Here is an 18,766-nt window from a genome sequence, read left to right as displayed (position 1 = left end):
CCAGCTTTCGTTGACGCCGATACTCCGTGGCTGACGCTACTGTACAACGTGGTTGGCGGCCTTTGAATAGGGCAGGCAGACTGTTTCAGGAGCGCGGCGCAATCATTTTCGTCCGAGGCTTGCCATCCGCGTTGTGCTGGTAAATCGCCTCGGGCTGGCCCTGCCCGTTGAAAAACACTTGGCCGATCCCGGCTGAATTCCATAGCCGCTCGCCGGCTTCGGCATGTTCCGGAATGTGCGGTACCACCTGCATGGTGCGGCGCCGGGTAAACCAGTTCAGCGGCGAGCGTGGGGAGTAGAGCCAGCGGTTGAGACGGTCGAACCATTCGAGCAGGCGTGGTGGAAATTCGTTCTTGATGCCGCTACTGGTGATTTGCCAGATCCTGGGGCCACCGTTTCGGTGGCGGATCAACACTTCGTAGACGAACGAATAATGCACGTCGCCCGACAGAATCACGTAGTTACCCGGTGTGCGGGAGTGGCGGAAGATGTTGAGAATCACCTGGGCGGCGCCGCGATGGGCCATCCAGTTTTCAGCGTCTACCAGCAGCGGGTAACCGCACCAGCTGAATACTTTTTGCACGGTCTCGATCAGCTTCACGCCGAAAACCGGTGCAGGCGAGACGATGATGGCCGAAGGGTGGTCGAGCAGCTCCTGCTGCAGTTCGCTCAGGGCTTCCCAATCCAGCAGGCCGGAAGGTTGCTTGAGAGTGAACTCGCTGCGCCAGCGTCGGGTACGGGTGTCGAGCACCACCAACGCGGGGGTGGTAGGCAGTACGTAGTGCCAGTGTTGAAATTTACGCAGCGCCTCGAGTAATTCGTCCTGCGCGGCTGCGTCCAGGTGGTTGGCCCGGGCCTGGGTGGTCAACGCTTGGGTCTGGCTCACCAGTTCGACAAACGCATCCGGCTGGTTGCCCCAGCCCTGGCATAACAGGTAGGCCAGCAGGGCGTTGCCGATGATGCGTTTGGAGAAGGGGTGACCGTAGGCGGTTTCTTCCCATTGGGCGCTGAGGTTCCAGTCGTCGGTGATGTCATGGTCGTCAAAGATCATCAAGGTCGACAGGTGGGCAAATACCCGCGCGACACCGGGCAGGCTGTCGCGGAATCGCTCGATCTGGACCTCTTCGCGGGCGTAACGCTGCTGTCGTTCCAGGCTCAGTGGCGGGCCCTGAAGCGTGGTCAGCGCCCAGGGCGTGGGCGACCACACCAGCAGGTACATCGCGATGACTTCGGCAAAGGTCACCAGGTGGTTGTCGGCGGTGCTGCTGGTGAAAATCGGCTTTTTCACGCCGCCAAAGAAGCGCTCCCGCAAGGTCTCGTTGCTGTCCAAGGCCGGCAGCAAATCGGCACGGTGGTAATAACTGGCCGGATGCCCATAGAGGCTGGCGCTGTCATCGACCACAGCGCCTTCGAGGTATTCATCGAACAGGCCCAGCCGTGCTATCAACCCATGAATCGCCCGCAGCATCGGCCCGGCGACATCGTCGGCATAGACCTGATCGCCGCTCATCATCAACAAGGCCGGACGTTCGGCCGGGGTTTTGGCCTCGGCCAGCAGACGGTCGACGCACAGCAATCCTTCGTCGGCACTGTGATGGGGTTTGCGGCATGAGCCGTGCACCAACTGATGGATACGGCTATGCAACACGAAACTGGGGTATTGAGCATTCGCGTACAGCAGGTGCGGTGCCCAGTCGGCGATGCCGGTGTCGTCAAACAGCAGGTCGTAGCTGATCGCCACGTCCAGGGGCAGCGCTTCGTCCAGCGCCACATCGATCAAATGAATAAACGCCTGGCGCCCCACGGGTACCACCTGGCACTGGTCCAGGGGAATTTCCAGTGTTTGCGCCGGCAGGTGCAGCTTCAGCGTCAGTGCCAGTGCTCGACTGCCTACCAGCCACAACACCAGGCGCCGAGCTTCGAGACGTCGTAGCAGTGGGCCGGCTAATACGGCGGGCAGTGTGTCGGAGTGCGGCATGCAGACAGTTGCCCCAGGCTGGATTGAACCGGCGAGTTTAAGCGAGTGAATGTGATGGTTTTGTTAAGGGGGGATGTACGAAGGGCCGTGCACTGCCCTTCGTACGCGGCTAGTTAAAGAAGGTTGCCTTGACCCAGGCTGTCGAGCCCACCCCCTCTGTTTTTGCGTCGGTCATTGGTCGCCATGCCATCAGGCTCGGCGGCGTTGAGCTGCATATGGGTGGTGTCGATGCTGCGTTTCTTACGCTGGGGCTCTGCATCATCCTGTTGCAGAGGTGGGTATTGAAAGCTGCCCAGTGAGGGGTTGATTCCGCTGACCATGGATGTTTCCTTCTATGAGGAGAGGATGCTTCGCCCGTCGGGACGAAGTAAGGCCAACCTTAATAGCGGCAGAAACGAGGCTGCTATAAACGCACTGCTGCAAGATATGACTGTGGCTGACGAGCCTCTTCAGAAATCATCCGCAGGGCGGTTAGCGCAGTTGTCCATTCCCGCAGAGGTCGCGCCTTCCTCGCCTTCCTGCACAAAAGCCGCGCGATGTTCCGCCACCACATTACGCAACGCGCTGTAGTAATCCGGCAGTTTTTGCAGGCTGTCGGTGAGCGGCAACAGCGACGCGCGGGTGTCGATAGTACCGCCGACCAGGCTGATGGTGCCCAGGGTCTGCACCGTATCGCTGTCGCCCAATGGCGAAACCAGGAAGCTCAAGACCTTGCCCGCAGCATCCCGGCTGTTGTGGGTGCCCAGCAGTGGCAGTTCGACAATGGGGCCGTTGCCCACGCCCCATACGCCGAATGTCTGGCCGAAGTCGGCTGTATGGCGTGGGATGCCCAGGCGATCCGACACATCGAACAGCCCCACCACGCCCACCGTGGTGTTCACGGCGAAGCGCCCCAGGGTGTTGACCGAGCGCCGCGGGTTGCCTTGCAGCAGGTCGTTGATAAATACCTTCGGCTCACTGAAGTTGCTCGCGAAGTTATGCACACCCGCCTGGAAAAATTCCGGCAGGTAACGGTAACCGCGCGCCACAGGCGCCAGGACGTAGTTATCCACAGCACGGTTGAACGCAAATACCCCGCGGTTGACCGGTTCGGCAGGGTCATACACCGGATTGTTCACCTGCGCGCAGCGGGTGGTGGGTGTCAAGGGTGGAGGGCTCGCACAGCCCGCCAGGTAAGACACAGTCAGTAACAGCACGGCGTGGCGGGCCAGGTGCCGTGGGTTGGTCAACGCGTGCATGGGCACAGTCTCCGCAAAAGGGAGGCCGATGCTGGCATTGCCGCCTTGCGCAAAGATGTCTGCTTTATTGCGTTGCTGACGCTTTATTGCACGATTGAAATATATGACGGAGCGCGTCGAATAGTTTTAGATGGCGCCTTGACCCAGTCCAGTGAAGCCTGCCGGTGAGCAACCTGTTAATCGTCGACGATGACCTTGAAGTGCTCGCCCTGCTGAAGAAGTTTTTCCTGCGCCATGGCTATTCGGTAGCGACCGCGGCCAGTGGCGCTGAGCTGTGGGCGGCCATGGAGCGCCAGCCCGCCGACCTGATTATCCTCGACCTGATGCTCCCCGGCGAAAACGGCCTGCTGCTGTGCCAGCGCCTGCGCCAGCAATACGCTACGCCGGTGATCATGCTCACGGCGATGGGTGAACTCAGCGACCGCGTGGTGGGCCTGGAAATGGGCGCCGACGATTACCTGAGCAAACCCTTCGACGCCCGCGAACTGCTCGCCAGGGTGCGTGCGGTATTGCGCCGGGCGGGTGAAAGTCGGCCACCGATGGGGGAGGCCGCGCGCCCGCTGATCCGTTTTGCCGGCTGGCAACTGGACCTCACGCGTCGCGAGCTGCGCTCGCCCGACCAGGTGATGATTCCGCTGTCGTCCGGCGAGTTCGACCTGCTGCTGGTGTTTCTCGAGCATCCGCAACGCGTGCTCACCCGCGAACAGTTGTTGAACCTGGCGCGCGGCCATAGCCATGATGCCTTTGACCGCAGCATCGACGTGCAGGTGAGCCGCCTGCGCCGCAAGCTGGAATTCGATACCAAGCGCCCGGCGATGATCCGCACCGTGCGCAATGGTGGCTATCAATTCACCGCCAGCGTGACCCGTTCATGATCCAGCGTCCCCGCGACACGGTGGCGCGCTGGATCGCGCTGACTGTGCTGGTCGCAATGATCACCGCGCTGGCGTTCAACGCCTTGTTCGTGCAACTGGCCGGGGTATGGGCCAGGCCGCCGTTGGCTGAAACCGGCCTGCTGGAAAAAGTGGCGGTGGTGGTGCGCGTGATCGAGGCGTCCGAACCGACACAGCGAGCGCGACTTGCCCAGGTGATAGGGGATGGGTCCTTCAGGGTGACGTGGGCGGCGCAGCGGGCGGCGTTTAATCTGCCGGTGCTGGCTGACCCGGATTTCAACACGGGCGAGCAGGTGTTCAAGCACCTGCTTGAAGGCCCGACGCGCCCCATGGAGGCCTATGAACCTGCCGACTGGCCCGACGGCAACGGCCAGTACGTACTGTTGATGCAACTGACCGATCGATCCTGGCTGATGTTCAGCACCGGTACCCGCAGTTGGGGCCTGGACGATGGTGTGCGCAGCCTGATTGTGGCGCTGCTGGTGCTGGTCTCCACCGCCTTGGTCACCCTGGTCGCGACCCGACGCCTGGCCCACCCGCTGCAACACTTCGCCCGAGGTGCGCGGCGTTTTGGCAGCGATTTTCGCGCGCCGCCGATCGAGCCGGTGGGGCCTCATGAAATCCGCCAGGCAATTCTTGCCTTCAACAGCATGCAGGCGCAGTTGCGCCACTTCATCCAGGACCGTACCCAAATGCTGGCCGCCATCTCCCACGACCTGCGCGCGCCGCTGACCCGCCTGCGCCTGCGCGGTGAGTTCATCGAGGATAGCGACCAGCAACAGCGACTGTTCCGCGACGTGGATGAAATGCACGCCATGATCAACACCGCCCTGGAATTTTTCCGCGACGACGCGCGCCTGGAACAGGCCACCCAATTGGACCTGGCAGAGTTGCTGCAGACCCTGATCGACGATTATCGCGACCAGGCCATCGACTTCACGTTTAACGGGCCGCCACGTCTGGTGTATTTCGGCCGGCCCCTGGGCCTCAAACGGGTGATGACCAACCTGATGGACAACGCCATCCACTACGGCACGGCGCCGCAAATCGAGTTGCAGCACAAGCAGGATACGGTGGTGATTCGCGTGCTTGACCGTGGCCCGGGCATTCCCGCAGCGCATCGGGAGGATGTATTCCTGCCGTTCTATCGCTTGGAGGGGTCACGCAACAAAAGCACCGGCGGCGTAGGGCTTGGGCTCTCTACCGCACGAGCGATCGTGTTGGAACATGGCGGTACCCTGACCCTGGCCGAGCGTCAGGGGGGTGGGTTGGAAGCCGTGGTGATATTGCCGGTATGACATTCACAAGACGTATCAGGTAGGCGAGCCTTCAATCACCCTGGGCACCGTGAACCGGAACTCACTGCCCCGGCCCACCTCACTTTTGGCAGAAATTTCGCCGCCATGGGCCTGGACGATGCCTTGGGTGATGTACAGCCCCAAACCGCTGCCGGTGGGGTTGTTTTCGGTTTGTGTCCAGTAGCGCTCGAACACGTGAGGCAACTGCTCCGGTGCAATGCCTTCACCGGAGTCGCGCACCGAGAACACGATTTCTTCACCGTTGCTCATGGCGCTGACGCCGATATAGCCCAGGCGCGGGGTGAACTTGATGGCGTTGCCGATCAGGTTCGACAACACCTGGAACAGGCGCTCCGGGTCGGCATTGATCAATAGGCCGGGCTCGGCGTTGAACGACAGGTCAATGCCTTTTTCCAGCGCCAACGGTGCGAGCAACGAATAAGCCTCATCGAACATATGGCTCACATCCAGCGGCACGGGTTTGACGACATAGCGCCCGGCCTCGATTTTCGAGGTGTCGAGCAGATCTTCCAGCAGTATATTCATGCGCCCGGCCGCCTGTTGCATGGTGTCGATCGCCGAGGAGATGCGTCGCGAGGTGTGCGGGCCCTCGGAGCTGAACGCTTTTCGCATCATGCCGCAGAGCATGGAAATGACGGTCATCGGGTTACGCAAGTCGTGAGATACCACGGCCACCAGGTCATCACGCGCCCGCACGGCCTGCTGCTCACGCTTTACCTGGCGTGCCAGGTCGTTTTCCAGGGCCGAGCGGCGCAGGTCGTTGGCGGCGAACAGGTCGCCATGGCTCCACTTGGTGGAAATGCCCGCCATGACCACTTTCCACACTTCAAACGAGGTGCGTGGGCGAAGGTGCAGGCCCGCGTGGGAGCTTTCTAGGTCCAGCGGCTTTTGCGGGTCACCGCTCCAGTGGATGTTTTCCTTCACCTCCGGGCGGAACCACAGCACACCGTTATCCACAGGCTTGGGCAGATGCAGGGCCAGGACGCCGCTGGCCAACTGCTGGAACTCGGCGGCCGGCGGGTAGACCGACACCAGGTTGTGGCTGGCGAATACCGGTTCGTCGCGCTCTTGCAGCCACTTGTGCAGTGCGCGGATCTGCGCCGGTTCCGGGCAGTGACCGTAGCAGTGCAATTGCTTGCCCTCGATGATCGCCACGCCGCCTGCCTCTGTCAGGTCCATCAACAACTGGCTTTGTTGGGCCAGGCCGTCGAACACGCTGTCCGGCGAGGCCTTCAGCGCTTGATCGAGAAGTGCCAGCGCCTGAACTTTTTCCTCGCGTTGACGGCTCAGTTCCAGGGTCTCCATGGCGCTGATCTGCAACGACAGCACTTGACCGATGGTCTGGCAGGCGGTGCGCAACTCGTTTGGCACCAGCAGCGGCTCGCGGTTGCCGCAGCTGATCAGGCCCCAGAGCGTGTCGCCCTTCATCAACGAGATGCTCATGGACGACAGTACGCCCATATTCTTCATGTATTGGCAGTGAATCGGCGACACGCTGCGCAGGGTGGCGAAGCTCAAGTCCAGCGGCTCGCCGGTGTCTGGGCGCAGCTTGGGCAGCAACGGTACTGGCTCGTAGGCCGCGTTGGGGATGATGCGCAGCCAGTTGGTGCGGTACAGCTCGCGGGCCTGTTCCGGGATGTCGGAGGCAGGGAAAAACAACCCGTTGAACAGCTCCATGGACGGCGCTGACGCTTCGGCAATCACCTGGCCGTGGCCTTCGTCTTCGAAGCGGTAAATGAGCACGCGGTCGTAACCGGTCATGGCCTGGATTTCATTCACGCTGATTTCGTACAGCGCTTGCAGGGTTTTCGCCGCCTGCAAGCGTTGCAACATCTTGCCCAGGTTACTGGTGCGACCGTTCAGCGCGCGTGGGCTGAAGTCCTTGAGCCGCGGTTCGAACTCCAGCACCAGCACGTTCTGGTGGCGGTGCAGCAAGCCTTCGAAGGCTGCGCCATTGAGCGTGACGTGCAACGGTGGCACGTCGAAGAACGTGTCGGTTTGTGCCATGACCTGCACCGCCTGGGCGTGCTCTGCGCCGATCAGGCTGTGCAGCGGCTGGCCGAGCAGCGCTTCTGGCGCATGGCCGAACAAGCTGCCGACGTTAGTGCTGACCTGGATGATCTCCAGGCCGGGTTCCGACAATGTCAGCAGCACACCGTGAGGCTGGATCGCTCCGGGAAAGCGGATCGGCTCGTCGGCGCAGTTGGCAAGCAGCTCTTCAAAATCGTCGGGTTTCATAGCAGTACCTCCTGGCTGTCGAGCCATTGCTCAAAGCCGCTGAATGTGGCGCGGGCAGCCATTACTGCGCGCGCCCTGGCTGTTGTGTCCAACGGCAGGCGACTCAGGTAGTCGAGAAACGCTTTCCAGTGTCGGCCGGTCTCGGCGCCATAAATATCGAGAAACGCACCGCCGTTGTCGGCATCGATCCCCAGGCGCAGGGCCATTTCGCGGCGCAACACTTGCCCACCGAGGGTCGCGCCTTCCAGCACATACAAGGCGCCGAGGCAGGCAGCGGGTGTGTCCAGAGGCGGGAGCCGGGTGCAACGGGGCAGGGTGCTGATGGTGTGCTCATTCAGGCCGAGGGCGCGAAGATCACTGACCAGTGTCGGCGTTTTCGTACGCAATGCGGCGTCATATCCATGGGGAATCAAGCCGCCGTCATACAGCGCCGCTTCCATCGGCTGATAGAAACCGTAGTAGGCCTGGAGCAAGCGCCGGTACCAGTCTGTATCCAGGCGCTCGGAAAAGAACGGCAGGCGCTTTTCCAGCGCGACATGCAACAGCCCGGTGCCTGTGCGCAACGTTTCCAACAAGGATGGCGCACCAACGTCATGGGCTTCTGAGTGCATTAATGAGCTCGAACTGTGGGCCTCTCGGCCATGAATGACGCATGAAAATGGGCGACGATTCTACACAATTCATTGTCGTCAGCTTACGCAACAAGCGAAAAGGCTGACCATCAGATCAGAAAAGTCACTCCTTGTAGGTAAACGACCGCAGGCATTGGCACGAAGTTCGGGTTGAATGATATCGCCGCGCTATTAATGCACAGACGAACCTTGCTGGGTCAATGCTTTTTGCACGCACTCAAGCAAGTGGTCGGTACTCCAGGGTTTGGGCAAAAACCGCACCGAGCCGCCCAGTTGCGACGCTATCGTGGTGTTGCCGGACGTCAGCACTACTTGAACCTCAGGCCAACGATGCGCCACCACTCGGCTCAAGTCATAACCATTGAGCAAGCCGGGCATCTGAATATCGCTGACAATCAGGTCCACGGGATCATCGCCCCGCTCCAGATAGATCATCCCTTCATCCGCCGAAGGGAACGACTTTACCAATGCGCCGAAGTCCTCCAGCACATCCACCATCAACGCCCGAATGATCTCGTCGTCTTCCAATACTAAAATCGATGGCTGAGCCATGATCCTTACTCCACCATCAGGGTTCAGTAGGGTGGAGTGGAGGCGGGGCATATAGGTTCGATTGGATGTTTTTTAAACGATGGGTGGTCGTTTGGTGGTCTGCAGGAACGTGGCTGGGGGGGCCCAGTTCATAGCACAGGCCCGCACGGTTATCGTAAAGCGGCTGGGGAAACGGCTATTTAAACAGGGCATAATTGTCGGCAACACTCGATGCGGAGCCCTCTGATGAAGTACGCCTGGTTGACCCTTGCCCTGATCTTCAACACACATGGGGCCTTCGCTGCCGGCGATGCCGAGGCGGGCGGCAAGCTCTTCACCAAGACTTGCGGTGGCTGCCACAGTGTGGGCGAAGGCGCACGCGGCGGGTTCGGACCGCAGCTCAACGGCATCATCGGCCGGCCTGCGGGCACTACTACGGATTATCAGTATTCCGACGCGATGAAAAACTCAGGCGTGGTCTGGACCCGCGACAAACTTGCCGCCTACATCGAAGCGCCGAAGAAAGTGGTGAGCGGTACGCGGATGATCTTCTGGGGCATTAGTGATCAGGAGAAGATTGAAAATATATTGGCATATTTGGAGACGTTTCAGTCCAAATAAGCGTTGAGGCACGGCGGAACACCTTTGGAAGCTGTCGTACCCGACTGCCTACCGTTCGCGCGGTAAAGCGTGTGCGAACACCACGCCGTTGAACGTTTGGGTGCAGCAGTCGTAAAAGGGTTCCATGTGCTCGGGCGTCAGCTGCGGGTTGACTTTTTGCAGCAGGCCAGCCTCGTCTACCCACAAGCCGCTGTAGTAGCTATTCTCGTCCGTTCTCACGTATTCCTGCTTGTCGCTTTCATGCAGCGCAACCATCCAGAACACCGGCTCCGGACGGTCCAGGCGGGCGTTGGCTTCGCTGAAAACCTTGCTCCAGGGGTGGCCGACTTTGGACAGGAGAAAACGGAATAGAGGGGTGTAATCGAACCCGTGCCTTTGATGGCTGTGCATTGAGCCACGGGTTGATAGCGCTCGCTTTTCGCTTTTGCTGTGTCGTTCATATCTGTAAGCACAGCAACTCCCATGGCGTACGCCATGGGTTCGGGTGTTGACTGAGCGATAGAGGAGAGGCTTTTGCAGTGTAGGTCTCATTGCATCAAGACCTCTTCTTAGGTTGATTCGGAGGCGGTGGCCACGCGCCTTGGTAACGGAAGGAAATCTGGTAGTCGAGGTGGTCGGGTTCGATCATGTGCTGGAAATATGGCTGAATAATCGTTATCCAGTTAGGCAGCATATTGAATACATCGGCATATATCGCGGTTTCCTCGCCTAAACCCAACGCTTCGAGAATACTGTCTGAGTCCTCGATATCCGCTGAATACTCATCCGCCTTCAAGTTATTACTGTGTTTTTCGTACCACCGCAGTCTGATTTTCATGACCATTTTCCATGTTCCTCTTTATCGGTAAATTCGGCGTTTTGGGTCAGCCGCGCCCGTCCCCGCCCAACAGACTTAAACGGGCGAACTCTTTGAACAACTTCAGCGGCACATAACCAGTGGAGTCAGCGAAACGGGTGAAGCCGTCCGGCAGTTGGCACGGCTTGATGAAGACGCAGCCGGGAGGTTTGGCTGGCGTGGGGGCCGGGGCAGGAGATGACTCGAATGGAACAATCGCCGGCGAATAGGGCACGCCTGACGGTTGCGGGGTCAGGATTCGTTGCCTGCGTAGCTGTTCTTCAGTCGGTGGATAAAAACGTTCTGACATGACCGGCTCACTTCCTTGTGCGAGGGAGTGAGCCTACGGGGGAGAATCTGCCGCTGATATTGGCTTTGTTCGATGGCCTACGTGGGAAAAGTCAGTTGAGTGAAGCCATTCCTGGCGCGAACTGCTGAGGCGTAAGCGGGGAGTCTGGCGGCGTTTGGGCTGGCGCCTCGCAGCATAGGTATCTACACAAATTGGCACGGCTCTGAACCTGTGACGGTTCTGCAGCCGACGATTACCTAACTGATGCCCCGCGAGCTAAATGTGGGAGGGGGCTTGCCCCCGATGGCGGCCTGACAGCCGACCTGAATGCTGGATCAGGGCGAAAACATATCCGTTGCTGCGGTAACAGCGGCTTAGGATTGCGCCCTGACGGCGCTCCCCCAAATCACTGCCGGTTTGCCCCCCCAAAAAATCACTGTCGAATTCCGGCCAGCGTGGTTTAACGGGGCGCCTAAGATCCAGAGCGGCTCGCTTCGCATCGTGGGTAGATACCTATGCCCCGACGAGGGAGTTTCAGTAAATGCATCTGCTACTGACTTATCGCCATCGGGGGCAAGCCCCCTCCCACACTTAGGTCGCGGGCACCAGTAGAATAGTCTTTGGCTCCCGAGCCGTCACGGGAGCAAGCTCCCTCGCCACAGGTTCAAGCTACGCCAAAGTTGTGTAGATACCCATGGCCTTCGCAGGCAAGCCAGCTCCTACAGGTTGAGCGGTGTACATAGGTTGAATCGTGCCAGTGGTTTAGCCCAGCAGATGTTTGGAAATCAACCGTGAAATTTCCACAATCGACGTCTTGCCGGTGAACTCGAATTTCACCTTCCCCAGCGACGAAAAGTAAATCTCCAACTCCGAATCCAGATCAAACGTCCCCGACGTTTCCACCGAATACGCCACGATGTTCTTATAGGGCAGCGACGTGAAGTCCTTCTTGCTGCCGGTAATCCCCTGCACGTTCACCGCGATGATGCGCTTGGTGGTGAACACCACGCCGTCGCGCATGGCCTTGTACGCGTCCACTACCTCTTCGCCATCCAGCAGCAATGACGCCACGCGTTCGGCGTACTCGTTGTTTTGCTTGAGCTTGAAGAAGCCTTTGTTATTGAAGTCAATCATGTGCCTGCCCCTGGGTGAATGGTGTGGTCGGTGTATGACGTTTTGATCACGAATCTGTATCTAACGCGCGCATTTTGAACGCCCTACCATGGCGTCCAACCCTACAACGTTGACCAAATATTTCGGGAGCCCGACCGTGCCTGAGCTGTCCAGCTGGCTTGCCTATGCGCTGATATCACTCGGCATGGTGCTGACGCCCGGCCCGAACATGATTTATCTCATTTCGCGCTCGATTTGCCAGGGGCGCACCGCCGGGTTTATTTCCCTGGGCGGCGTTGCGTTGGGTTTTTTGGTTTATATGCTGTGCGCGGCCTTGGGTATTACCGCGCTGGTGATGGCGGTGCCCTTTGCGTACGACGCCCTGCGGTTTGGCGGGGCGCTGTACCTGGCTTATCTGGCCTGGCAGGCGATCAAACCGGGTGCCCGCTCGCCGTTCCAGGTGCAGCGTCTGCCCCAGGACAGCCCGCACAAACTATTCACCATGGGCCTGGTAACCAACCTGCTGAACCCCAAGGTGGCGGTGATGTACCTGTCGTTGCTGCCGCAGTTCATCGATCCCAACGGCAGTGTGTTGATGCAATCCCTGGTGCTGGGCTTCACGCAGATTCTCATCAGCGTGAGCGTGAATGCGGTGATTGCTACGCTGGCGGGGTCTATCGCAGTGTTTTTCGTCACCCGGCCGGGGTGGCAGGTGGTGCAGCGCTGGTTGATGGGCTCGGTGTTGATGGGGTTGGCGGTGCGGATGGCGGTGGAAGGGCGTAAGTAGATCAGCGCGCCATCACGTTTACGATCACATGCAAAATGAACTCAGGGCCGTAGCACGGTTGCCCATGTTCATCCTCGATCCGCCAGATGGAAGTGACCGTACAGGTCTCCTTGGGGGCGGCGAACTCTACGGTGATATGCACCGGTTGGCCGGGCAGTGTATCGGCGACAGAGGTTTCGTTGTTAAGGCTGCGCAGATGGGTGTCCATCACGACTTCCAATGGCGCGCCCATGGCGGTGCGTCGGGCTATGACATATTCACCGTCAACGCGTACCAGTTTTCGGCCCCGCCACGGGCGTGTGCCGAGGTTCTGGATCTCCCATGTTTTCTGAAAAATTTCGCCAGGCAGCACGACGGTCTGGTCGGGCGTGGTGACGTCTGCGTTGAAGACGGCGATGTCGCTTGAATCACGCAGGCCTACAGCCCGGTTGGTGGTCGCCATTGAGTTGGAGTCAACCGGAGCGCCCGCCAAGTCGGCGAAGTAACGGAACAGCAGCAGCGGGGAAACCTGCAGCACTTTGGCCAGTTTGATCAATGTGCGTACCGACGGATCTTGTGAGGCGCCGCCTGCCAGCCCGTATAGGTAGGTCCGGGAAATGCCGGCCTCCTTGGCCAGTGTTGTCATGGACTTACCCAGTTCCCGGCTGCGCCGTACGACCAGGGCTCGGAGGGTGTCGCGTGTCTTGATACTCATATTCGGTTGTGATCCCCAGTCCTCGGTGAGGCTGCTCAACTTGTTCGCCAAAAAGAACAACCTGCTCGCCGCTACGTGTAATGAGCAATGCACACTCACTCCCAGTTGGCGACGTTGTGAAGGACATGGATAGGTCCCTATTTTTAGTTGGCTATATCCAGTGTCGCGGTTTCTCACATGCTTGCGAACCTGGTGTGTGTTGCATTCCTTTACATCTATCTTTGGATATAGCTATGACTCAAATAAAAAAATGCTGTGAATCCATCGTTCGATCAGGCTTCGGTATCTTGCAAATACCTGAAGTCATGCTGGGAAACTACAAACAAATTGTTGATGGATACTCGTCAATCTCCCAAGCAACCAAGGCAGAATTTTCGTTCAGTCAGGACACAGACGGTTTTTTCCCATTTGGTGCTGAGTATTCAGGTATTGAGGACCAGCCTGATCTCTGTGAGCGATTCTGTTACTGGCCTGCGCATGCGTCCAAACGAATAGGTTTTGAATTCGCCCGAAGTGGTTTTTTCGCGGCGGTGGATATCTTTGAACAACAGATCAGCACGTTGGCGCAGGAGTTAATGGACGGCATCTGCGACGAGTTTGGAGTAGCCCCACTTGCCCCATTTCGCTTGGCTTCCTACGTGCAGTTGTGTGTCTACGGTGCTCAGGCTGTAAACATTGAGCGTCGATTCGCCCAGGATCCTCATGAAGACGGTCATATGTTGTCTTTTATCAAACCTACCCGCGAAGGGCTGGTTTTGGTGAAAGGGGGCTCGCTTGAACCTGTGCGTCTTTTGGAAAATGAGATTGCGGTGCTAGCAGGGTCTTTGCTGACTGAGCTGTCTGATCATGCAATTCCTGCGGCTTATCACGCGGTTCTCGCGCCTCAGAGGCCGATAGCCAGAAGCTCGTTGATCTACTTTGCGAACCCGAGCCCAGGGCAAGTGCTAACCAGTTTTTTCCGCAGGCAGGCAATTGACATGAGTGGCGCCGTAAACGCCCGTCACATCCGGTTTGGTAACCAGCCTATTCAGCTTCTCTAAATGTGCCCATGGGCACGGACACTTTATGGCTCCCTACTTCAGTGCGCTCTACCTCGAAGGCTTGCTCCTGGGCATCGGTCTGTTCGCAGCCCCAGGCCCGAAAGACACCTTGGTCATCCGCCAAGGTGTCAGCCGTGGCCCCATCTGGGGAGTGGTCGCCGTCTGCGTCGTCTCCGATATGCTGTTGATCGCAGTGGGCATCACAGGTTTGGGTTCGCTATTGGACAGCCGTCCCAAGCTGGTAGCGCTCTTGCTACTTTCCGGTGCGGCCTATTTGCTATGGTTCGGTGGGCAGCGCCTGCTGGCTTGCCTGCGTGACCAGTCCATGCCGGACACCCAGGTCGGCCATTCGCAACGAGGGCTGTTGCGTGCGGCAATGGTGCTGGGTTTTGCCAACCCCTATGCGTGGCTCGATACCGTCGTGCTGATCGGCTCGATTGGCGCCGCTAAACCGGCAGGCCAGCAAGCACTCTTTGCGACGGGGGCGATGACCGCGTCGCTACTGTGGTTTGTAGCGTTGGCGCTTGGCTGTCAGCGCTTGACGGGGTTGTTTCGAACGCCGGTGGTGTGGCGCTGGCTGGATGCGGGCGTGGCGGTGTTGATGGTGTATCTCGCCGGAATGCTGATCACCGATTCACTGGATGTCTTTCAGGTAGTCCTTGAGGGTGGTTAGCGGTGCGATCAGTGCGTCGAGCTGATCCGTACTGTTTACGGCGGTTGCCAGTCGTTGCAGTTCGCGCCCCATTACCGTATCGGTTCCACCCAGTGCAGTCAGCGCCTGCCTGATGCACTCATCGATTTTGAGCTGAATCGTCTCTACATCTCCTTGACGCACCAACAATCCAAACACCTCGCGGTCATACGCGTGCATCACCAGATCATCCCGCAAAACCGGACTGCCGCCGTCTGTCTCGTGCACCAGCTTCAGTGCAAAGAGCGCGACCGCTTCCAGCGTCAATTCCATGGTCTCTGTTCCTGGGGCTTTAGGGGAGGGCGATGATCACTGTTCTGCGCATGAAAAAAAGTCCCCATGTTGAGGCGTTTGGCAGTTGTTAGAGGCTTATGCGATACGTGGAGTAAGTGTCGCCATCCCTGAAGTATTTGCGGCTCAGTCATCGTTGCACCGGGTAATGGTCCGCCGTTCCTGGGCTCAGCGTGGAGACTTCAAGTAAATGCCAGCCTTCATATCCACTGATCATTCACGGCGGTACGGTCACCGCCTTCATGGCCTGTGTTCAAAATGCCGCGCGGCTCAATCATCATCAACTTGGCTTCGCCTTCGGCGGCCGTGCGGTGCTCTACGCAACGGGGGACCACATAGAGTTCACCTGGCTCTACATAAACTGGGCCACTTGGAAGGTCGATACGCAACGTTCCTTCCAGTACCAGAAAGGCCTCGTCGGTTTCGGGATGGGAGTGCCAGATGAACTCGCCCTCGATGCGCACTACCTTGAATTGGTAGTCGTTCATCTCGGCGACGACGCGTGGGCTCCATTGTTGGTCGATGAGCGAGGCTTTTTGCTTGAGGTTTACCGGTTTTTTTTGGAGCTGTGGCAGAACCATAACGGATACTCGGGGTGGGTGAGAGTCGTCAGGTTAGCGAGGGAGAGGTGGGAGGGCTTGTACGATCTTGCAAGTGGGTGGCGGCACGGCAGGCCTCGGCGACATCAGAAACAACAGGGCTTTATGGATTGATGTAGGCCTGCCGCAATCTGCCGGCGAGCCAAGATAGCGTTATCGCCGGAATTGAGAGAACAACCGCATACAGGATACCGACACCCAGCAACGGGGAAGCACCAGAAGCAACCAAGATCACCGGGATCTGAGCAAGCATTACGATGGCGCCTGCGGACCACTGGGCGTTTTTCAGCACTGCGCCAAGAATTACTGACAGAACGAGCGCGGCGGGATAGATGATGGTCCAATAACTAGCCAGGTCCCAAGGCTCCTTAGCTCCTGTGATTAATGAAACAACAGTCCAAAAAAACAGGGATACAACGCAGGTAGCAGTGAATGCCATGATTTCCTATGTTACTTCGTCGAAAGACCGGTGGACGCAATCGAAAACCCAAAAGTGGACAGTTTGATCGTCCCCTCGCAGAGCGTGGGAACGATCCTGTAAACAGGATGTGGCAGCAAGCTGTACCACGAGCCCTAACTGGCCGCCGCAATCAATCCGCGTCGTTCCAAAGCCACTTGCGCCTCCTCTGGATTCATCCGCACCAGGTTCACCGGGATGGATTTCGCCGCCGGTGTGTTACTGCGGCTATCCCGATTCGCCAGTGGCAGCAAGCCGTTGGTTTCCGGGTAATACGCGGCGCAACAGCCTTGCGGTACGTCGAAGGGGATGACTTTGAAGCCGGGCGCTCGGCGCGGTGTTGTGGTGTCGAGGGCGGTGTGGAATTCGACATAGTCTCCCGCCTTGAGCCCCAGACGCTCGATGTCCTGCGGGTTGAGCATCACCACCATGCGGTCGCCGTAGATGCCCCGGTAACGGTCGTCGTTGGAATACACCGTGGTGTTGAACTGGTCATGGCTGCGGATCGTCATCAACTGCAGATGATCAGCGCCCGGTGGCGTGTCGTCCTCGTCAAAAACCCCTGCCGGAAACAGGAAGTTAGCCTTGCCTGACTCGGTGTTCCACTTGCGCTCGCTGGCGCCATTGGGCAGGCGGAAACCGCCGGGCTCCTTGATGCGCTGGTTGAAGTCATAAAACTGCTCGGGCAGCACGGCTTCGATCTTGTCGCGAATGCGCGCGTAATCGTTCACGTAGCTGTCCCAATCCACATTGGGCTTAGGCGCAAGCGTCGCCTTGGCAATACCGGCGATGATCGCCACTTCGGAGATCAGGTGTTTCGACGCCGGCTCCAGCATGCCGGTCGAGCCGTGCACCATCGACATCGAGTCTTCGACCGTCACGGTTTGCGCCACACCGTTCTGCATGTCCAGCTCCGAGCGGGCGATGCACGGCAGCAAAAACGCTTTCTGGCCATGTACCGTTGCACTGCGGTTGAGCTTGGTATTGACCAGCACGGTCATTTTCAAGCGCTTGACGGTCGGGCATACCACGTCGATATCCGGGATGGCCCGGAAGAAATTGCCGCCCATCGAAATAAACGCTTCGACCTCGCCGCGCAGCAGCGCCTCACAGGCTTCGGCCACATCATGCCCACCTTTGCGGGACGCCTCGAAACCGAACACCTTGCTCATACTGGCCAGGAACGGCTTGTCGGCTTTTTCGTAGATGCCCATGGTGCGGTCACCCTGCACATTGGAGTGGCCGCGAATGGGGCAAGCACCCGCGCCCAGCTTGCCGATGTTGCCGCGTAACAGCAGCAGATTAATGATCTGCTGCATCGCGTCGCTACCGCGCTTGTGTTGAGTGATGCCCATGCCCCAGCAACAGATGACCCGCTCCGAACGCATGTACACCGCCGCCACCTCTTCCAACGCCTGACGAGTCAGGCCCGAATGACGCTCGATGATCTCCCACGGCAACTGTCGGCAGTAATCGGCGAATTGCTCAAGGCCGTGGGTGTGCTCGTCGATGAAGGCGACGTCCAGCACACGGGGCAGCCCTTCACGCTGAGCCGCATCGTCCGCTTCAATGACCACTTTGCAAATGCCCTGCAGGGCAATCATGTCGCCGCCGATTCTGACCTGATGGTACTGGGAGCTGATCTTGACGCCGCTGCGACTGAGCATGTCGCGCGGGTCCTGGGGTGATGCAAAACGCACCAGGGCCTTTTCGCGCAACGGGTTGAACGAGATGATGCTCGCGCCACGGCGTGCGGCGGCATGCAGCTCGGACATCATGCGCGGGCTGTTGGTCCCGGGGTTCTGACCGAAGATGAAAATGGCGTCGGCGTTCTCGAAGTCTTCCAGCGTCGTGGTGCCTTTGCCTACGCCGATCGACTCGGGAAGGGCCACGCTGGTGGTTTCGTGGCACATGTTCGAGCAGTCAGGAAAGTTAGCCATGCCATACAGGCGGCCAAACAACTGATACAGAAATGCCGCCTCGTTTGAGGTACGCCCCGAGGTGTACAACTCCAGTTTCCAAGGGTCGCTCAGTTGGCGCAGCTCCTGCCCGATCTCGGCGAAAGCCTCGTCCCAACTGACGGGCAGGTATTTGTCGCTGCCCGCGTCATAGCGCATCGGTTCGGTGATGCGGCCCTGATCTTCCAGGTCGTGATCGCTCCAGGTGGCCAGCTCACTCACCGTATGTTGAGCGAAGAACTCCGGCGTGACGCGTTTTTTGGTCGACTCCCAAGCCAGTGCCTTGGCACCGTTCTCACAGTATTCAAAGGTGTGCGGCTTCTTGGGGTCTGGCCAGGCACAGCTGGGACAGTCGAAACCGTCCGGTTTGTTCATGGACAGCAGGGTACGGTTGCCCTTGAGCAGGACGTGTTGGTGGAGCAGGTGTTTGTTGACGGCATTGAGTGCAGGCCAGCCACCGGCGGCGGAGCCGTCGGACTGGGAGCCTTGGAGCTGGGGATTTTTGGGTTCAGACATTGCGAGGTTCTCCCTGTTGAAGGCCGTGGAGGCGTGGTGCGTATGG

At 58.9% G+C, this 18,766-nt stretch carries 20 protein-coding genes and 1 pseudogene; 6 read left to right on the top strand and 15 right to left on the bottom strand.

The annotated features are described in order from the left end of the window. Positions 1-85: 85 nt before the first annotated feature. The 3 genes from C4J87_RS21055 to C4J87_RS21045 all read right to left on the bottom strand — a co-directional run bounded on the left by C4J87_RS21055 (position 86) and on the right by C4J87_RS21045 (position 3,216). Positions 86-1,978, bottom strand: coding sequence for an alkaline phosphatase D family protein (locus C4J87_RS21055; protein ID WP_124368286.1), 1,893 nt, complete (start codon positions 1,976-1,978; stop codon positions 86-88). Between the two features lie 113 nt (positions 1,979-2,091). Further along, positions 2,092-2,298 (bottom strand): hypothetical protein, encoded by a 207-nt coding sequence (locus tag C4J87_RS21050; RefSeq protein WP_124368285.1) that lies wholly within the window; start codon positions 2,296-2,298, stop codon positions 2,092-2,094. A gap of 129 nt (positions 2,299-2,427) precedes the next feature. Beyond that, entirely contained in the window at positions 2,428-3,216 is a 789-nt protein-coding gene (locus C4J87_RS21045; RefSeq protein WP_124368284.1) for a VacJ family lipoprotein, read from the bottom strand. A gap of 164 nt (positions 3,217-3,380) precedes the next feature. Here C4J87_RS21045 and C4J87_RS21040 point away from each other — a divergent pair, with 164 nt between their 5' ends. Further along, positions 3,381-4,091 (top strand): response regulator, encoded by a 711-nt coding sequence (locus C4J87_RS21040; protein WP_124368283.1) that lies wholly within the window; start codon positions 3,381-3,383, stop codon positions 4,089-4,091. Beyond that, on the top strand, positions 4,088-5,407 hold the full coding sequence (locus tag C4J87_RS21035; protein WP_124368282.1) for an ATP-binding protein: 1,320 nt from the start codon (positions 4,088-4,090) through the stop codon (positions 5,405-5,407). The genes C4J87_RS21040 and C4J87_RS21035 overlap by 4 nt, the downstream gene beginning before the upstream one ends. A 15-nt stretch (positions 5,408-5,422) precedes the next feature. On the opposite strand, the gene C4J87_RS21030 is transcribed toward C4J87_RS21035, so the two are convergent. The 3 genes from C4J87_RS21030 to C4J87_RS21020 form a co-directional block, all read right to left on the bottom strand. Then, complete coding sequence (locus tag C4J87_RS21030; RefSeq protein ID WP_124368281.1) at positions 5,423-7,666, bottom strand: ATP-binding protein; 2,244 nt, start codon at positions 7,664-7,666, stop codon at positions 5,423-5,425. After that, a complete protein-coding gene (locus tag C4J87_RS21025; protein WP_124368280.1) occupies positions 7,663-8,277 on the bottom strand; it encodes a biliverdin-producing heme oxygenase in 615 nt (204 codons plus the stop codon). Before C4J87_RS21025 ends, C4J87_RS21030 begins: the two co-directional genes overlap by 4 nt. Positions 8,278-8,469: 192 nt before the next feature. Beyond that, on the bottom strand, positions 8,470-8,850 hold the full coding sequence (locus tag C4J87_RS21020; RefSeq protein WP_124364322.1) for a response regulator: 381 nt from the start codon (positions 8,848-8,850) through the stop codon (positions 8,470-8,472). A gap of 225 nt (positions 8,851-9,075) precedes the next feature. Between C4J87_RS21020 and C4J87_RS21015 the strand changes: the two genes are divergently transcribed. Next, entirely contained in the window at positions 9,076-9,450 is a 375-nt protein-coding gene (locus C4J87_RS21015; RefSeq protein ID WP_124364321.1) for a cytochrome c family protein, read from the top strand. Between the two features lie 48 nt (positions 9,451-9,498). Here C4J87_RS21015 and C4J87_RS21010 read toward each other — a convergent pair whose 3' ends face one another. The 4 genes and pseudogenes from C4J87_RS21010 to C4J87_RS20995 all read right to left on the bottom strand — a co-directional run bounded on the left by C4J87_RS21010 (position 9,499) and on the right by C4J87_RS20995 (position 11,708). Further along, on the bottom strand, positions 9,499-9,840 hold the full coding sequence (locus C4J87_RS21010; RefSeq protein WP_305955278.1) for a hypothetical protein: 342 nt from the start codon (positions 9,838-9,840) through the stop codon (positions 9,499-9,501). 145 nt (positions 9,841-9,985) lie between these two features. Further along, positions 9,986-10,273: a colicin E3-like toxin immunity protein gene (locus C4J87_RS21005; RefSeq protein ID WP_124368279.1), complete on the bottom strand. Its 288-nt coding sequence runs from the start codon at positions 10,271-10,273 to the stop codon at positions 9,986-9,988. Between the two features lie 43 nt (positions 10,274-10,316). Continuing rightward, a pseudogene (locus C4J87_RS21000) lies at positions 10,317-10,595 on the bottom strand (detoxification); the annotation flags it as partial. Between the two features lie 741 nt (positions 10,596-11,336). Next, on the bottom strand, positions 11,337-11,708 hold the full coding sequence (locus C4J87_RS20995; protein WP_124364317.1) for a PH domain-containing protein: 372 nt from the start codon (positions 11,706-11,708) through the stop codon (positions 11,337-11,339). 136 nt (positions 11,709-11,844) lie between these two features. Here C4J87_RS20995 and C4J87_RS20990 point away from each other — a divergent pair, with 136 nt between their 5' ends. After that, positions 11,845-12,474: a LysE family translocator gene (locus C4J87_RS20990; protein ID WP_124368278.1), complete on the top strand. Its 630-nt coding sequence runs from the start codon at positions 11,845-11,847 to the stop codon at positions 12,472-12,474. 1 nt (position 12,475) lies between these two features. Here C4J87_RS20990 and C4J87_RS20985 read toward each other — a convergent pair whose 3' ends face one another. After that, entirely contained in the window at positions 12,476-13,207 is a 732-nt protein-coding gene (locus tag C4J87_RS20985) for an NBR1-Ig-like domain-containing protein (RefSeq protein ID WP_256679907.1), read from the bottom strand. A gap of 194 nt (positions 13,208-13,401) precedes the next feature. Here C4J87_RS20985 and C4J87_RS20980 point away from each other — a divergent pair, with 194 nt between their 5' ends. Together C4J87_RS20980 and C4J87_RS20975 are read left to right on the top strand one after the other, a co-directional pair. Next, entirely contained in the window at positions 13,402-14,208 is an 807-nt protein-coding gene (locus C4J87_RS20980; RefSeq protein WP_124368277.1) for a 2OG-Fe(II) oxygenase family protein, read from the top strand. Positions 14,209-14,233: 25 nt separating this feature from the next. Next, positions 14,234-14,881: a LysE/ArgO family amino acid transporter gene (locus C4J87_RS20975; RefSeq protein ID WP_124368276.1), complete on the top strand. Its 648-nt coding sequence runs from the start codon at positions 14,234-14,236 to the stop codon at positions 14,879-14,881. Here C4J87_RS20975 and C4J87_RS20970 read toward each other — a convergent pair. From C4J87_RS20970 to C4J87_RS20955, 4 genes are all read right to left on the bottom strand, one after another. After that, positions 14,843-15,172: a hypothetical protein gene (locus tag C4J87_RS20970; protein ID WP_124368275.1), complete on the bottom strand. Its 330-nt coding sequence runs from the start codon at positions 15,170-15,172 to the stop codon at positions 14,843-14,845. The two genes, C4J87_RS20975 and C4J87_RS20970, sit on opposite strands and share 39 nt — an antisense overlap. Positions 15,173-15,390: 218 nt before the next feature. Further along, positions 15,391-15,771, bottom strand: coding sequence for a cupin domain-containing protein (locus C4J87_RS20965; protein ID WP_124368274.1), 381 nt, complete (start codon positions 15,769-15,771; stop codon positions 15,391-15,393). A 121-nt stretch (positions 15,772-15,892) separates the two neighbouring features. Further along, entirely contained in the window at positions 15,893-16,228 is a 336-nt protein-coding gene (locus C4J87_RS20960; RefSeq protein ID WP_124368273.1) for a hypothetical protein, read from the bottom strand. A 134-nt stretch (positions 16,229-16,362) separates the two neighbouring features. Then, positions 16,363-18,720 (bottom strand): FdhF/YdeP family oxidoreductase, encoded by a 2,358-nt coding sequence (locus C4J87_RS20955; protein WP_124368272.1) that lies wholly within the window; start codon positions 18,718-18,720, stop codon positions 16,363-16,365. Between the last annotated feature and the right edge of the window lie 46 nt (positions 18,721-18,766).

The sequence above is a fragment of the Pseudomonas sp. R1-43-08 genome, assembly GCF_003852255.1.
Lineage (GTDB): Bacteria > Pseudomonadota > Gammaproteobacteria > Pseudomonadales > Pseudomonadaceae > Aquipseudomonas.
The sequence above is the reverse complement of the archived record's forward strand: the minus strand, read 5'-3'. Positions and strand labels throughout refer to the sequence as shown.

Excerpts from the sequence above, each read along its gene's own strand:
- C4J87_RS21035 (WP_124368282.1), top strand. The coding sequence starts at position 4,088 with ATGATCCAGCGTCCCCGCGACACGGTGGCGCGCTGGATCGCGCTGACT.
- C4J87_RS20960 (WP_124368273.1), bottom strand. The coding sequence starts at position 16,228 with ATGGCATTCACTGCTACCTGCGTTGTATCCCTGTTTTTTTGGACTGTT.
- C4J87_RS20965 (WP_124368274.1), bottom strand. The coding sequence starts at position 15,771 with ATGGTTCTGCCACAGCTCCAAAAAAAACCGGTAAACCTCAAGCAAAAA.
- C4J87_RS21020 (WP_124364322.1), bottom strand. The coding sequence starts at position 8,850 with ATGGCTCAGCCATCGATTTTAGTATTGGAAGACGACGAGATCATTCGG.
- C4J87_RS20980 (WP_124368277.1), top strand. The coding sequence starts at position 13,402 with ATGACTCAAATAAAAAAATGCTGTGAATCCATCGTTCGATCAGGCTTC.
- C4J87_RS21050 (WP_124368285.1), bottom strand. The coding sequence starts at position 2,298 with ATGGTCAGCGGAATCAACCCCTCACTGGGCAGCTTTCAATACCCACCT.
- C4J87_RS21045 (WP_124368284.1), bottom strand. The coding sequence starts at position 3,216 with ATGCACGCGTTGACCAACCCACGGCACCTGGCCCGCCACGCCGTGCTG.
- C4J87_RS20970 (WP_124368275.1), bottom strand. The coding sequence starts at position 15,172 with ATGGAATTGACGCTGGAAGCGGTCGCGCTCTTTGCACTGAAGCTGGTG.
- C4J87_RS21010 (WP_305955278.1), bottom strand. The coding sequence starts at position 9,840 with ATGCACAGCCATCAAAGGCACGGGTTCGATTACACCCCTCTATTCCGT.
- C4J87_RS21030 (WP_124368281.1), bottom strand. The coding sequence starts at position 7,666 with ATGAAACCCGACGATTTTGAAGAGCTGCTTGCCAACTGCGCCGACGAG.
- C4J87_RS21025 (WP_124368280.1), bottom strand. The coding sequence starts at position 8,277 with ATGCACTCAGAAGCCCATGACGTTGGTGCGCCATCCTTGTTGGAAACG.
- C4J87_RS20955 (WP_124368272.1), bottom strand. The coding sequence starts at position 18,720 with ATGTCTGAACCCAAAAATCCCCAGCTCCAAGGCTCCCAGTCCGACGGC.
- C4J87_RS21015 (WP_124364321.1), top strand. The coding sequence starts at position 9,076 with ATGAAGTACGCCTGGTTGACCCTTGCCCTGATCTTCAACACACATGGG.
- C4J87_RS21055 (WP_124368286.1), bottom strand. The coding sequence starts at position 1,978 with ATGCCGCACTCCGACACACTGCCCGCCGTATTAGCCGGCCCACTGCTA.
- C4J87_RS21005 (WP_124368279.1), bottom strand. The coding sequence starts at position 10,273 with ATGGTCATGAAAATCAGACTGCGGTGGTACGAAAAACACAGTAATAAC.
- C4J87_RS20995 (WP_124364317.1), bottom strand. The coding sequence starts at position 11,708 with ATGATTGACTTCAATAACAAAGGCTTCTTCAAGCTCAAGCAAAACAAC.
- C4J87_RS20975 (WP_124368276.1), top strand. The coding sequence starts at position 14,234 with ATGGCTCCCTACTTCAGTGCGCTCTACCTCGAAGGCTTGCTCCTGGGC.